Genomic DNA, 13,607 nt, shown 5'->3' with positions numbered 1-13,607 from the left:
ATGAGCCTGATAAACGACATCAAACACTCGCGTAAACCGCTGGCTGGCTTTCTGGTCATCGGCTGTGCCTGGGCGACCTGTTTTGCCCAAATGCCTGCGATCAAGGCCGGGATCGGCGCGTCTGACGCGGTTCTGGGCACGGCGATTCTGGTGTCTTCGATGGGCGCGCTGGCGGCGATGTGGCTGGCCCCCTTTGCGGACCGCGTCGCGGGGCGGTGGGCCATGCCGGTTTTTGCCTGTGCCGTGGGCGCGGGCATGATCGGAGCCGGGGCGGCAACCGAGGTGATCGCCTTTACGCTGGGCATGCTGCTCGCCGCTACGGGCTCTGGTGTGGTCGATGTGCTGGTCAATGTGCGTGTCTCCGAGATCGAGGCCCGGACCGGGCGCAAACTGATGAACCTCAATCACGCGCTTTATTCGTTCACCTACGCCGGTGCCGCCCTGGCGACCGGGGCGTTTCGCGAATTGGGGTGGACGCCGTTACAGGTCTTTGCCCTACTGGGCGCCGTGGTGGCGGTTCTGGCCTGGATGACGCTCGAAGCGCGCACCCCGCCCGAGATGGAGACGGAGATCCCCCAGGGTGCCGCGATGCCGCACGGTTTGGTCTGGCTGGCCGGGCTGCTGGTCATGGTCGCTTTCCTGTCCGAAGCCTCCGCCGAAGGGTGGTCCGCGCTGCATCTGGAACGCACGCTTGGGGGCGGCGCTGCCGAGGGGGCGCTGGGTCCTGCCATATTGGGCCTCACCATGGGGATCGGACGGCTTGCGGGCCACATCATCGCGCATCGGGTCACCGATACGGTGATGATGATCTGCGCCCTCTTGCTGTCGGGCTTCGGGCTGGCGCTGGCGGGGGCAGCGCCGACGCTTGGCATCGCTTACCTGGGGTTTGGGCTGGGCGGCCTGGGCATTTCCGTTTTGGCCCCTGTGACGCTCGCGCTTGTAGGGCGGATTGTCCCGCCCAAGGCGCGGCTGGCCGCCATTAGTCGCGCGTCTGTACTGGGCTATGGTGCGTTTTTTCTGGGACCGCCGCTGATGGGCTTCACCTCCGAACTCTTTGGCCTGCGTGCCGCGTTTTTTGTCATCGCCGCAGTTCTGATCATTGCCTGCGCCACCATCGTACCCGCACTGGCACGTGGGGTCCGGCGGAACGAACTGGCCGTCTGAGCGCAGCTCAGCTTCGGGTCAGGGCTGCCAGCGCCCTTCGAAATCCTCTGGTATCAAGAGGTTGTGGCGCCCCAGATCCGTGACCTTGGTGTCGCCGCAGAGCGCCATGGTGGTGTCGAGTTCCTTGTGGATCACCTCCAGCGCTTTGGTCACGCCAGCCTCGCCCATCGCGCCCAACCCATGCACAAAGGCGCGGCCGATGTAGGTGCCCTTGGCCCCCATCGCGAGCGCCTTGAGGACGTCCTGACCGGAGCGGATACCACTGTCCAGATGTACTTCGACCTTGTCGCCCACCGCATCCATGATCGCGGGCAGCGCGCGAATGGAGGAGAGCGCGCCGTCCAATTGTCGACCGCCGTGGTTGGATACCACGATGGCATCGGCACCCACCTGCAACGCCATTTTGGCATCTTCCGCATCCAGGATGCCTTTCAGGATCAGCGGCCCGCCCCACATCTTCTTGATTTCCTTGACCTCTTCCCAATTCAGCTGTGGATCAAAGCTTTCAGCAGCCCAGACCGCCAGCGACGACAGATCGCTGATCCCGTCGATATGGCCGACAATATTCCCGAATTGACGCCGCTTGGTCTGGGCCATCCCCGCGATCCAGCGCCATTTCGTGGCCAGATCGATGATATTCGGCAGCGTTGGTTTGATCGGAATGCTCAAGCCGTTCTTGATGTCCTTGTGCCGTTGCCCAAGGATTTGCAGGTCCAATGTGACCACCAGCGCAGAGCATTTCGCATCCTTCGCGCGCTGGATGATGTTTTTGACGAATGTTTTGTCGCGCATCGCATAGAGCTGAAACCAGAACGGCTTGCTGGTGTTCTCGGCGACATCCTCAATCGAACAGATCGACATGGTGGAAAGCGTGAAGGGCACACCGAACTTCTCTGCCGCTTTCGCCGCCAGGATCTCGCCGTCCGCGTGTTGCATTCCGGTGGAGCCGACGGGGGCGAGCGCCACGGGCATGGTGACATCCTGCCCGATCATCTGGCTAGCCGTTGTCCGACCAGTCATGTCAACGGCCACGCGTTGCCGCAGCCTGATTTTTTCAAAATCCGTTGTGTTCTCGCGGAAGGTCTGCTCGGTCCAGCTGCCTGACTCTGTGTAGTCGTAGAACATGCGCGGGGTCCGGCGTTTGTGCAGGTCTTTGAGGTCTTGAATGGTGGTGATGATCGGCATGCTGGCCCCTCGGATTGGTCAATTTTAGTTACCAATTGAGGGCGGAAAGATCAATCGGAGAAAGGAAAGTAAAAAAACAAGTTGATTAGTGCGAAATCGTACCATATATAAAGTACGAAATCGCACTATATATATGGAGGAATTCTGGAATGCCCATCACACGCCGCAAGACACTGACATTGATCGGAGGGGGCACGATCCTTGCTGCCTCCGCTTCCGCGGGCGCCTTTTTGACCACGCGCACGCCCCATGATGCCCTGGCCCCCTGGGATGCGGCCGGTGACTACGGCGACCCGCGCCTGAATGCGCTCAGCTTTGCGTTGCTGGCCCCAAATCCGCACAATCTTCAGCCCTGGCAGGTGGCGTTGGAAGGGGAGGATCGCGTGATGATTTATCATGACGCATCGCGCCGTTTGCCCGAAACCGACCCCTTTGACCGACAGATTATCATTGGCTTCGGCTGTTTTCTCGAACTGATGGTTCTGGCCGCGGGTGCTGCCGGATATGCCGTTGATCTGACGCTGTATCCCGAGGGCGATAATGGCCCGATTGCAAGGGCGGTCTTTGCCTCCGGCGGTACACATGATCCGCTTTTTGATAAGGTGATGCGCCGTCGCTCGTGCAAAGAACCTTTCGAAAACAGAGCTTTGAGCGCGGCACATGCAAATGAGCTGGAGCTCTTTGCGGATGTCTACACCGACGCACCGACCGTTGAGGCGCTGAAAGCGCTGACCTGGGCCGCCTGGGAGGTTGAGGCTCGGACCCCGCGCACGATGCAGGAATCGGTGGACCTGATGCGATTTGGCAAGGCGCAGATCAACGCCAACCCGGATGGCATCGATCTTGGGGGGCCATTTCTGGAGAGCCTGATGCTGGCGGGTGTTCTAACCCGCGCTGAGCAGGCCGATCCCACAAGCCAGAGCTTCAAACAGGGTGTCGAGATTTATCGGGAGATGCTGCAAGCAACGCCCGCATACGCCGCCTTGGTCACCGCTGGAAATACGCGGGCCGACCAGATTGAAGCGGGGCGCCGGTGGGTGCGCCTGAACCTCAAATGCGCGGGCCTGGGAGTTGCGCTGCACCCGGTCAGCCAGTGTTTGCAGGAATACCCCGAAATGGCCGAGCTTTACACCCGCGCGCAGGATGTGCTGGCGTCACCGGGTCAGACGGTTCAAATGCTCGGACGATTGGGGTACGGTCCCATGACGCCGCGCACGCCGCGCTGGCCCCTTGAAGCAAAGTTGATGAATGCCTGATAAACGTGCAGCCCTCTATTTCGACGTTTTCAATGAGATCGGTATTATCGAACAACTCAGTCGCGCTTTGCTGGAAGCGCGGTTGCCAGGAGGGTTGATTGCGCCGCACTTTGCCGTGATCAACCATCTGATCCGGCTGGGGGATGGGCGGGCCCCCATCGACATGGCGCGCGCGTTTCAGGTGCCTAAAACAACCATGACTCATACCATCAAGGGACTGGAGGCGCATGACCTGGTGGATGTGCGCCCAAACCCGGAAGATGGCCGTTCAAAACTTGTGTGGCTTACAGAAAAAGGGCGTCAAATGCGGGATCAGGCGATTGCAGACCTCGGCCCGGATTTCAAACGACTGGCCCAGGGGTTCGATACGGACCGGTTGCTGAACATCCTGCCGGTTCTGAAAGATCTGCGGGCTTTCCTGGATGAAGACCGCAATGGCACCGCGCAATCAGGCTGAATGCGCCCCATCCGAGAGCGACTTCACGAAAGTCAGAACCTCCGATACCGGCGCGCCCGCACCGATCTTGCCAACGATCGCTGAGCCGACCACGACGCCGTCCGCGACACTTGCGATGGCGCGCGACTTTTCGGGGGTGTTCACCCCAAAGCCGACGATGACGGGCAGGCCGCTCTCGCCTTTGATCCGTGCAACCTCCGGGCCCACATCGCCTGCCTGCGCTTCGGCCGCCCCGGTGATGCCGGTGATCGACACATAGTAGACAAAGCCGGAAGTGTTTTGCAAAACGCGGGGCAGGCGCTTTGCATCCGTGGTCGGGGTGGCCAGCCGGATGAAATTCAACCCTGCTGCCTGCGCGGGCAGGCACAATTCGCTGTCTTCTTCGGGGGGCAGATCGACAACAATCAAACCATCGATACCCGCCGCCTTGGCTTCTGCCAAAAAGCTGTCCACGCCGCGACTGTAGATCGGGTTGTAGTATCCCATCAGGACAATCGGTGTCGTCTGGTCGGTTTCGCGAAAGGCGCGGGCAAGCTGCAGCGTCTTCTGCAAGGTCATGCCGCCTTCGAGCGCGCGTTGGCCCGCCAGTTGGATGGTCGGACCGTCCGCCATTGGATCGGTAAACGGCAGACCCAATTCGATGACATCGACGCCAGCGCCCGGCAGGCCGCGCACGATTTCCAAAGAGGTTTCAAAATCCGGATCGCCTGCCATTATGTAGGAAACGAAAGCCTTCTTTCCGGCCTTGGAAAGCTCTGCAAATTTGGCGTCGATGCGGGTCATGGGGCGTGCCTTTCTTCTACTTGCCCCGCAATGCCCAAAACGCGCAGGGAAATCAATGCACCTTGGACATCCGCGCGCCGGAGCTGTGCGGGCAGCGCATGAGGGGTAGAATTTCATTTTCCCCCTTACGTTTTCGACATTGGCACCTAGGTTGAGGTCATGAACTACATTCTTGCCATCCTTCTGCCCCCGCTCTCCATCCTGCTGACGGGGCGCCCGATCCTGGCGGTGCTGGTGTTTCTGATCTGGATTCCCGCGCTGTTCTTATCAGGCGGGCTGACCCATCCGATGTTCATATTGCTGGCCTGGTTTTTGATCTTCCACGCCCGTGAGGACAGACGCCAGCGCAGGGACTTGTCTTGACGCCTGAGACACCCTAGGACAAGCGCCAGCAAAAAAGGACGCGGACATGGGTTTCAAAATGGGTATCGTGGGGTTGCCGAATGTCGGTAAATCCACATTGTTCAACGCGTTGACGCGCACGGCGGCGGCACAGGCGGCGAATTTCCCCTTCTGCACCATTGAGCCCAACGTGGGTGAGGTTGCGGTTCCTGACGCGCGATTGGACCGTCTTGCCGACATCGCCAAATCGAAGCAGATCATTCCGACCCGCATGACTTTTGTAGACATCGCCGGGTTGGTCAAAGGGGCGTCGAAAGGCGAGGGTCTGGGAAACCAGTTCCTGGCCAATATCCGCGAGGTCGATGCGATCGCCCATGTGCTGCGGTGTTTCGAAGATGGTGATGTGACCCATGTCGAGGGCCGGGTGGACCCGGTTGCGGACGCGGAGACCATCGAGACCGAATTGATGCTTGCCGACATCGAAAGCATCGAGAAACGCCTGCAAAACATCGTGCGCAAAGTGCGCGGTGGCGACAAGGAAGCGGTGCAACAGGAACGGTTGATGCGCGCCGCGTTGGCGGCGTTGGAAGAGGGCCAGCCCGCCCGCGTTGTTGAGGTGGATGACGAGGATGCGCGCGCCTGGTCGCTTTTGCAGCTTTTGACCACAAAGCCGGTGCTTTACGTTTGTAACGTTGGTGAAGCGGAGGCCGCTTCTGGCAATGCGCATTCCGCCAAAGTCGCGGAGATGGCTGCAAAGCAGGGCAATGCGCATGTGGTAATCTCTGCGCAGATCGAAGAGGAAATTAGTCAGCTCGAACCCGACGAAGCGTCAATGTTTCTGGATGAAATGGGATTGTCTGAGGCGGGTCTCGACCGGCTGATCCAGGCGGGCTATGCGCTGTTGCACCTGGAAACCTATTTCACCGTTGGTCCGAAGGAGGCGCGTGCCTGGACCATTCGCAATGGCACCAGCGCACCGAAAGCTGCTGGCGTGATCCACGGCGATTTTGAAAAGGGATTTATCCGCGCCGAAACCATTGCCTACGACGATTTTGTGTCTCTGGGTGGAGAGGGTCCCGCCAAGGAAGCCGGCAAGATGCGCGCCGAGGGCAAGGCCTACATCGTCAAGGACGGTGACGTGCTTCATTTTCTGTTCAATACATAAGCGGCACGCAGGTCGGCGAAGCGGGCGCGTTTTGCCAAGATCGCCCAGCAGGCATTGGGATGGTTTCGCTTATTTCAGGGCATCACGGGGGCAGGCGGCGCTCTTTCTACCGTCAAGATGGGGCGCGCAGATGGCACAGCCTTACCAAAAGGGCGGCTGATCCGTCATGTGTCTTCCTTCATCAGGCGGTCCGCTTTCTTGCGCACCAGAACCGAGCGCAAATCATGCATGGCGAGCAGCAGGTCGTCAGTCACATCTTCCAACTGTGCCGTTGTCGCACGCGACTGCGCCCATTGTGTCGTAAGGTTCAGGTGGTCGATGGCGCGGTGGATGTCATCCATGTCGCGTGTCGCAAGAAGCGCCTTACGTTCTGACATCCAATCCCGAATGACCCCGAGATCGTTCTCTGACAGCTGGCGATTGCCCTGGGGTTTGATCTCACCATTGCGAATATTCACCACCGCAATCTGATCCATCTCGATCCGGCGCTGACGGTTTTCGGTGTCCACGCGAAAAACGGCAGCGCCGTTCTCACGCACGCGGAAATAGTATTCCGGCAGCTCGCCCGCCATGTGGTGCCCCTTGCTACGTCAACCCCGCACAGAATGTCTGAATGCGGCCACAGGCCTCTTTCAAGGCCTCGTCTGAAGTAGCGTAGCTGACCCGAAAGTTCGGCGAAAGGCCGAATGCCGCCCCGAAAACAACCGCCACGCCGGTTTCTTCCAGCAAAGCCGTGGCAAAGGTTTCGTCATCTGCAATGACCGTGCCGCCTGCCGAGGTCTTGCCGATGCAGCCAGCGATGGACGGATAGACGTAGAAGGCACCGTCCGGCACCGGACAGCGGATGCCCTCGGCGGCGTTCAGCATATCGACGACCAGATCGCGGCGCCTTTGGAAGGTCGCATTGTTGGGGGCGAGGAACTCCTGCGTGCCGTTCAGCGCCTCCACCGCCGCCCACTGACTGATGCTGCAGGGGTTCGAGGTGCTTTGCGATTGCACCTTGCGCATCGCCTTGATCAGCTCTTCGGGCCCCGCCGCATAGCCAATCCGCCAGCCGGTCATCGCGTAGGCCTTTGAGACCCCGTTGACAGTCAGTGTCCGGTCATAAAGCTGCGGTTCTACCTGCGCCGGGGTGCAGAATTTGAAATCGTCGTAGACCAGGTGCTCATACATGTCGTCGGTCATCACCCAGACATGCGGATGGCGCATCAGCACATCGGTCAGCTGTTTCAACTCGTCCCATGTGTACCCGGCACCCGTCGGATTGGAGGGCGAGTTGAAGATCAGCCATTTGGTCTTGTCGGTGATCGCCGCTTCAAGTTGATCCGCTGTCAGCTTGAAGCCCGTCTGCAACGAGGCCTCGGCAATCACGGGCGTGCCCCCCGCCAGCAGCACCATATCGGGATAGCTCACCCAATAGGGGGCGGGGATCACCACCTCGTCGCCTTCATTCAGCGTGGCCATCAGGGCGTTGTAAAGGATTTGTTTACCACCTGTGCCCACACTGACCTGTGAGGGGGTGTAGGTCAGATCGTTGTCGCGTAGCAGTTTTTCGCAGATCGCTTTTTTAAGCTCTGGAATTCCATCTACAGCGGTGTATTTTGTCTTCCCAGAGGCAATTGCAGCAACGGCAGCATCTTTGATGTTCTGGGGAGTGTCAAAATCCGGCTCCCCGGCGCCGAGACCAATAACGTCACGTCCCGCGGCCTTGAGCTCTGCGGCTTTCGTCGTCACCGCAATAGTGGGAGACGGTTTGACGCGGGCAAGTGTCGTAGACAGGAATTCCATTCTGGCCTCCGTTTGATAGGACTAAGGCCGACTCATAGGGGGCGTCCCGCCGCCATTCAAGCGCGATCATCGCAAAGGAAATCACAGCATGCACGAGACACAAGATTGGTATGGCCCCGAGACCGCAACATTCGGCGACCGGGTCGCAGCGGCGCGTGAAATGGCGGACATGTCACAGTCTCAACTGGCGCGGCGCCTGGGCGTGCGCATCAGTACCTTGCGCGCCTGGGAGGATGACCTGAGTGAGCCGCGCGCCAACCGTCTGTCGATGATGGCGGGGTTGTTGAACGTTTCCATGATGTGGTTGATCAACGGGCAGGGGGAAGGGCTGGACGCGCCTCTTGAAGAAGCGACCTTGCCGACATCAGCGAATGACATTTTGAACGAGCTACGCGATCTGAGGACAGATATGATCGCCCGCGTGGAACAAATGGGCCGTCTGGAGAAGAAATTGCGGACGGCACTGAAAGAAGAAGCGCATGAAAGAGCCGCATGATCACCGCGTCAAGCGGCTGAAAATGCGGTCGATGCGGCGCGGGATCAAGGAGATGGACCTGATCCTGCAACGCTTCGCCGAAGCCAATCTCGATGCGATGGATGACGCGGGCCTCAGCCTCTATGACGCAATGCTCAGTGAGAATGATCACGACTTATATCAATGGGTTAGCGGGCAGGTAACGCCGCCCGATACCTACGCTGATCTGATCGGTCGCATTGTCGAGCAGTTGCCCAAAACCTCGGCCTGAAAACGCAGCGAACGGCTTCTTTTCACGCTTTTAACGAATTATTGGCTTTTCCCACGCAAATTCTGACCAAATTAGAACGAGTCGGAGCGCGTAGATGAGCATTCAAGATCAAATCCCTTCAGAAACCTCTGCAATGAGCCGCACGCAGGGCTTCATGGTCAACTACCTTGAGGCACTCTCGCTGGTGGAGCGTTTGCACCGCTTGTTGCTGGATGTGATCAAAGACGAATTCGAAAGAGTTGGCGTTCTGGAGATCAACGCAGTCCAGGCCCTGTTGCTGTTCAACATTGGCGACAACGAGGTCACCGCGGGTGAACTGAAGAGCCGAGGGTATTACCAGGGCAGCAACGTCAGCTACAATCTGAAAAAGCTGGTGGATATGGGCTACATGCATCATCAGCGTTGTGAAATTGATCGCCGGTCCGTGCGTGTCAAGCTGACGGAAAAAGGTCAAAAAATCCGAGAAGTGGTGTCAGAGTTGTTCTCCCGTCACGCGGATGGGCTGGAGGCCAAAGGTGTCCTGGGACCTGATGGGATCGATGACATCACCCGGTCGCTGAAGCGTATGGAGCGTTACTGGTCCGACCAGATCCGCTACATCTACTGAAGCGCGCTGACAGCCAAGCCGTCGAGTTCCTGTTTCAACTTGGCGGTCATGGCTTCTGCATAGGCTTCAAAACCAAGAGCTGTCTGCACAAACGCATCCGGGCCTGTGATGACTTCGGCGCGGAAGTATGAGGAAAGCTCTCCAATTTCGGATTGTTGGCGATCCCCTGTTGCCGGAGCGTCCGCGCCGATGACCAGCGCATTGATCGTTATCCCGCGTGCGCCGATGGCCTGTTTCACGTCTCGCGGACGCGGACCCAGATTTGATTGCCCATCTCCTGAGATATCGAGCGTCCGTTTCCAGCAATCTTTTTGTTGATCAAGATACTGCGCGCCTAGAGTCATCGCCACACCCAAAGCCGTTCCGGGTGTCGCGTTGCGTCTTTGTGTGCCAGCCAGGGTTTCACTGACAATCGCCAGAGTTTGCGCATCAGAAATGGACGTCCACGGCACGAGGACCGATTGATCGGCAGGTCCGCTCCACTCGAACACCATCAATGCCACGGGCGCATCGGGCGATGCCAGCAAAGCACTTACAACGTCCGGGTGATTCAAAGCTGTCACCAATCCGTCCAGCTGCAGCCTGTACTCCCGAAGATCCACCGAACCGGAAACATCCAGCCCCAACGCGAGGGCCTGTCTGCAATTTGCCGCCGTCGATTGGGCGAGAGCGCATGTGACCAGCAGGCTGGTTAGCAGACTGCGCATCATCTCACCCCTTTGGTCGCAGTTCAGGGCGCGCACCATCCATTCCGATCACGGGCGGTGTCAGCTCACGTTCAAGTTTGCGGCGCATCGCGCGCTCGTAGTCTTCGAATCCTTGTGCGATTTCGATAAATGCACCTGGCCCATGCAGCACCTGGCTCTTGTAGAATGCGATCAAGCCAGTTTCCGCCTCGTAGTCCGCGCCGTTCACCACAAGCCCGTTCACCGTGACACCTTCAAATGGGAACTCAGCATAAGCCGCGGCGGGGCCGAAACCTTCATTGTTCTGGCCATCACCTGCCATATCCAAAGTTTTGTACAGACATTGGGGCGCGCGTTGCAGCAGACCCGCCCCATACCCCAAAGCATACCCCATCGCCGTCGGAAAATCGTTGTGACTTCTTTTGCTGGCGGCAATCGCTTCCGCGGCGCCGATCAGTTCCGCGGGCCCTTCGATCAGGGTCCAATCCAGCAGGATCTCCTGATTATACCGCCCCGACCACTCAAATACCGCAAGGGCAACGGGCTGATCCGTCGCAAAAAAAGCAGCACTTACTTCCGGTGCCGTCAGGGCGGACACGAGGCCGCCCCGCTGTAGCCTATCCTCGGTATCATCAACCGAACTGGACACGTCCAACGCCAACACCAAGGCCAGGCGGCACTCAGCCGCCCCCGCCCCGCTGGCAAAGAGCGTCAGCCCGACGATGCCGGCACGGATCACCAATGCCCGGTGTTTTCCATGCTGGCCCAGGGTTCTGCCGGTGCCAGATGGTCACCCTCTTGCAACAGCTCAATTGAGACGTTGTCGGGCGATCTTACAAAGGCCATATGGCCATCACGTGGCGGTCTGTTGATCGTCACGCCATTGTCCATCAGGTGCTGACACACGTCGTAGATATTGCCGACGCGGTAGGCCAGATGCCCAAAATGACGGCTGTCACTCGGCAACCCCTCGTCGCCATCCCAGTTGTATGTCAGCTCAACAGGGCACTCCTCCTGGCCAGGCGGCGCAAGGAACACCAGCGTAAAACGACCGCCCTCGCTGTCCATCCGCCGGGTCTCTTCTAGGCCCAGCAACTTGTAAAACGCGATCGATGCATCAAGGTCTTTGACCCGGACCATCGTGTGCAGGTACTTCAGGCTCATCTCGCCCCTCCAGTTTTCAGGTTACGCTCCGGGCAAATCTAACATGCCCCGCCCCAGATGCCAGCACCATCAGACACTTGTGATGCAGCATCAGAACATTTCCGGAATACAGCATATAGCTGTTCCGCCATACGCTTTGCCCAGATATAGTCATCCCCGACTCACACCCGAAAAGGACCACGCCCATGCCGCTGAGCCCTGAACAACAGGCCGAAATCGACGAACAACGCAGCATACCCACGCCAACATTGCGCGCGGTCAGCCCCGGCATGGAACAACACCTCTACAAGGCGCAGCCCGTGCTTGATCACGGCTTTGTCCGCGTTATCGACTACATGGGCGATGATGCTGCTATCTGCCAGGCCGCCCGTGTCTCCTACGGCAAGGGCACCAAATCCGTTCAGAACGACGAAGGTCTGATCCGCTATCTCATGCGCCACTGGCACTCCACCCCCTTCGAGATGTGCGAGATCAAACTGCACGTGAAACTGCCCGTTTTCGTCGCCCGCCAGTGGATCCGCCACCGCACCGCCAACGTCAACGAATACTCCGCCCGCTACTCGATCCTCGACCGCGAATTCTACATTCCCGCACCGGAACACATTAACGCGCAATCGGTGGTGAATAATCAGGGGCGTGGTGGCGTGCTGAAAGGCGATGAGGCCGCGCGCGTTCTTGAAATCCTGAAAGCTGACAGCAACCGCTGCTATGACAACTACGAAACCATGATCTCACAGGAGGGGCAGGACGGTCTGGCGCGTGAGCTTGCCCGCATGAACCTGCCCGCCAATGTTTACACCCAATGGTATTGGAAAGTGGACCTGCACAACCTCTTCCACTTCCTGCGCCTGCGCGCCGATGCCCACGCGCAATATGAAATCCGGGTCTACGCCGATGCGATTTGCGCCATGGTAGCCGACTGGGTGCCCGCCGCCTACGGCGCCTTCGAGGACTACCGTCTGGGCGGCGCCACCATGTCCGGCAAAGCATTGGACTGCGTGAAGCGTATGCTGAAAGGTGAGGAGGTCACGCAAGAGACCTCGGGAATGTCCAAGGGCGAGTGGCGGGAGTTTATGGGGGTTATTGATGGGTGAAGTATACATCCGTTATCAACGTTTTCATAAGTCACTCGTGGCGCTACTCGAACCACTACGAGCGGTTAGCAGGATGGTTATTTGAAACCCAGTGGGGCAACGAGCGAACCAGCCTTCAATTCATTGACAAATCGATTCCTGAAAGTAGCCCGGTTCATTCCGCGGTAAACGATCAGGAATTGGCAATGGCAATTTTTCAACGAATTGATCAGAGTGATGTTGTCGTAATTCCAACAGGGATGTACGCGAACTATTCGCGGTGGATAAAAACTGAAATTGATGGGGCTCAAGCTTTTAGAAGGCCAATTGTTGCAGTTGATCTTTGGGGTGCCGACCGAAAATCATCGATTGTGAGCAAAGCAGCCAACGAGATTGTCGGCTGGTCTGGAAAGTCTGTTGTCAATTCGTCTTGGCGACAATCTGGTAAGTAATCTTGAAAGTTCTAAGCAATTCAAACTTAATCGCCCATTGCCTTAGATCTCTATTGTATTGCCCGCCAAAGGCGGGCAGCGCCCGAACCGCCCCCACGGGGCGGGCGCTTCGCTTCCTGCCCCTCGGTTCGGGCGCGGGGCTCTATTCTAAGCGTATTGGTGACGTTAAAAGCGCCTGTCACCCGGCCCGATTCTTGCGAATTTTGCGTTCGGCATTTCAAATGATCCCCCGGATCATTTGATCCGGCTGACGCCGGACCATGCCTCACCCCACCACGGGGCGGGCGCGCCAGTTCCAACCGCAACACATCACACCCACTGACCCATCGGGAACGGACCGATACACTACCTGGTCGCTTGACGAAGCACCTTTGAGCCATCGATCAATCGGACTAAGCTTACCCAATGACCAATCCACGCACCGCGCTCACCAAACGCCTCAAAACCCTCGACGCAGAGGATGCCGCAGGCCTTGATGGTCAGAAAACCGTTACGCTCGATCAGCAGGCGGTGGGGCGGCTTTCCCGCATGGATGCCTTGCAGAATCAGGCCATGGCGCAGGCTCAGGCGAGACGTCGGCAGGCAGAGCGTCAGAAGATCGCCGCCGCCCTCCAGCGCCTCGACGAAGGCGAATACGGTTTTTGCACCGATTGCGGAGAGGAGATTGCGCCCGCACGGCTCCTAGCGGACCTCGCCATCGCCCGCTGTCTCGATTGCACGCGCGGTTAGCGAAGCTGCT

Annotated in this window: 18 protein-coding genes; 11 read left to right on the top strand and 7 right to left on the bottom strand. The window is 58.7% G+C overall.

The window, feature by feature from the left end; translation table 11 throughout:
- On the top strand, positions 1 to 1,164 hold the full coding sequence (locus Q1A63_RS14425; protein WP_298973654.1) for an MFS transporter: 1,164 nt from the start codon (positions 1 to 3) through the stop codon (positions 1,162 to 1,164).
- 18 nt (positions 1,165 to 1,182) lie between these two features.
- Here the strand turns inward: Q1A63_RS14425 and Q1A63_RS14420 are convergent, their stop codons facing one another.
- Complete coding sequence (locus tag Q1A63_RS14420; protein ID WP_298973652.1) at positions 1,183 to 2,349, bottom strand: alpha-hydroxy acid oxidase; 1,167 nt, start codon at positions 2,347 to 2,349, stop codon at positions 1,183 to 1,185.
- Positions 2,350 to 2,498: 149 nt separating this feature from the next.
- On the opposite strand from Q1A63_RS14420, the gene Q1A63_RS14415 reads away from it, so the two are divergent.
- Together Q1A63_RS14415 and Q1A63_RS14410 are read left to right on the top strand one after the other, a co-directional pair.
- Positions 2,499 to 3,605, top strand: a complete 1,107-nt coding sequence (locus Q1A63_RS14415; RefSeq protein WP_298973650.1) for a twin-arginine translocation pathway signal protein — start codon at positions 2,499 to 2,501, stop codon at positions 3,603 to 3,605.
- The gene (locus tag Q1A63_RS14410; protein ID WP_298973648.1) at positions 3,598 to 4,062 is read left to right on the top strand and encodes a MarR family transcriptional regulator; all 465 of its coding nucleotides are present in this window, start codon (positions 3,598 to 3,600) and stop codon (positions 4,060 to 4,062) included. Before Q1A63_RS14415 ends, Q1A63_RS14410 begins: the two co-directional genes overlap by 8 nt.
- Here the strand turns inward: Q1A63_RS14410 and trpA are convergent.
- Positions 4,054 to 4,845, bottom strand: a complete 792-nt coding sequence (trpA, locus tag Q1A63_RS14405; protein ID WP_298973645.1) for a tryptophan synthase subunit alpha — start codon at positions 4,843 to 4,845, stop codon at positions 4,054 to 4,056. The genes Q1A63_RS14410 and trpA overlap by 9 nt on opposite strands.
- Before the next feature lie 159 nt (positions 4,846 to 5,004).
- Here trpA and Q1A63_RS14400 point away from each other — a divergent pair, with 159 nt between their 5' ends.
- Both Q1A63_RS14400 and ychF read left to right on the top strand, forming a co-directional pair.
- The gene (locus Q1A63_RS14400) at positions 5,005 to 5,208 is read left to right on the top strand and encodes a hypothetical protein (protein WP_298973643.1); all 204 of its coding nucleotides are present in this window, start codon (positions 5,005 to 5,007) and stop codon (positions 5,206 to 5,208) included.
- 46 nt (positions 5,209 to 5,254) lie between these two features.
- Positions 5,255 to 6,352, top strand: a complete 1,098-nt coding sequence (gene ychF, locus Q1A63_RS14395; RefSeq protein ID WP_298973641.1) for a redox-regulated ATPase YchF — start codon at positions 5,255 to 5,257, stop codon at positions 6,350 to 6,352.
- 164 nt (positions 6,353 to 6,516) lie between these two features.
- On the opposite strand, the gene Q1A63_RS14390 is transcribed toward ychF, so the two are convergent.
- Positions 6,517 to 6,924, bottom strand: coding sequence for a hypothetical protein (locus tag Q1A63_RS14390; RefSeq protein ID WP_298973638.1), 408 nt, complete (start codon positions 6,922 to 6,924; stop codon positions 6,517 to 6,519).
- Between the two features lie 13 nt (positions 6,925 to 6,937).
- A complete protein-coding gene (locus Q1A63_RS14385; RefSeq protein ID WP_298973635.1) occupies positions 6,938 to 8,140 on the bottom strand; it encodes a pyridoxal phosphate-dependent aminotransferase in 1,203 nt (400 codons plus the stop codon).
- Between the two features lie 88 nt (positions 8,141 to 8,228).
- On the opposite strand from Q1A63_RS14385, the gene Q1A63_RS14380 reads away from it, so the two are divergent.
- The 3 genes from Q1A63_RS14380 to Q1A63_RS14370 all read left to right on the top strand — a co-directional run bounded on the left by Q1A63_RS14380 (position 8,229) and on the right by Q1A63_RS14370 (position 9,493).
- Complete coding sequence (locus tag Q1A63_RS14380; protein WP_298973633.1) at positions 8,229 to 8,636, top strand: helix-turn-helix domain-containing protein; 408 nt, start codon at positions 8,229 to 8,231, stop codon at positions 8,634 to 8,636.
- On the top strand, positions 8,620 to 8,886 hold the full coding sequence (locus tag Q1A63_RS14375; RefSeq protein ID WP_298973631.1) for a succinate dehydrogenase assembly factor 2: 267 nt from the start codon (positions 8,620 to 8,622) through the stop codon (positions 8,884 to 8,886). The genes Q1A63_RS14380 and Q1A63_RS14375 overlap by 17 nt, the downstream gene beginning before the upstream one ends.
- Positions 8,887 to 8,980: 94 nt before the next feature.
- Entirely contained in the window at positions 8,981 to 9,493 is a 513-nt protein-coding gene (locus Q1A63_RS14370; RefSeq protein ID WP_298973629.1) for a winged helix DNA-binding protein, read from the top strand.
- Here the strand turns inward: Q1A63_RS14370 and Q1A63_RS14365 are convergent.
- The 3 genes from Q1A63_RS14365 to Q1A63_RS14355 are packed head-to-tail and all read right to left on the bottom strand — an operon-like array spanning position 9,487 to position 11,343.
- On the bottom strand, positions 9,487 to 10,200 hold the full coding sequence (locus tag Q1A63_RS14365; RefSeq protein WP_366524365.1) for a DUF1194 domain-containing protein: 714 nt from the start codon (positions 10,198 to 10,200) through the stop codon (positions 9,487 to 9,489). The genes Q1A63_RS14370 and Q1A63_RS14365 overlap by 7 nt on opposite strands.
- A gap of 4 nt (positions 10,201 to 10,204) precedes the next feature.
- Positions 10,205 to 10,918, bottom strand: coding sequence for a DUF1194 domain-containing protein (locus Q1A63_RS14360; RefSeq protein WP_298973624.1), 714 nt, complete (start codon positions 10,916 to 10,918; stop codon positions 10,205 to 10,207).
- Positions 10,915 to 11,343 carry a VOC family protein gene (locus Q1A63_RS14355; protein ID WP_298973622.1) on the bottom strand — a complete coding sequence of 143 codons (429 nt, stop codon included), beginning with the start codon at positions 11,341 to 11,343 and terminating at the stop codon, positions 10,915 to 10,917. Before Q1A63_RS14355 ends, Q1A63_RS14360 begins: the two co-directional genes overlap by 4 nt.
- Positions 11,344 to 11,528: 185 nt before the next feature.
- Between Q1A63_RS14355 and thyX the strand changes: the two genes are divergently transcribed.
- The 3 genes from thyX to Q1A63_RS14340 all read left to right on the top strand — a co-directional run bounded on the left by thyX (position 11,529) and on the right by Q1A63_RS14340 (position 13,597).
- Entirely contained in the window at positions 11,529 to 12,437 is a 909-nt protein-coding gene (gene thyX / locus Q1A63_RS14350; RefSeq protein WP_298973619.1) for an FAD-dependent thymidylate synthase, read from the top strand.
- A complete protein-coding gene (locus tag Q1A63_RS14345) occupies positions 12,434 to 12,868 on the top strand; it encodes a TIR domain-containing protein (RefSeq protein WP_298973616.1) in 435 nt (144 codons plus the stop codon). Before thyX ends, Q1A63_RS14345 begins: the two co-directional genes overlap by 4 nt.
- Before the next feature lie 405 nt (positions 12,869 to 13,273).
- Complete coding sequence (locus Q1A63_RS14340) at positions 13,274 to 13,597, top strand: TraR/DksA C4-type zinc finger protein (protein WP_298973614.1); 324 nt, start codon at positions 13,274 to 13,276, stop codon at positions 13,595 to 13,597.
- Positions 13,598 to 13,607 lie beyond the last annotated feature (10 nt).

It is taken from the genome of uncultured Roseobacter sp., from assembly GCF_947499265.1.
Lineage (GTDB): Bacteria > Pseudomonadota > Alphaproteobacteria > Rhodobacterales > Rhodobacteraceae > Roseobacter.
This window is presented reverse-complemented; position numbering and strand designations above follow the sequence as displayed.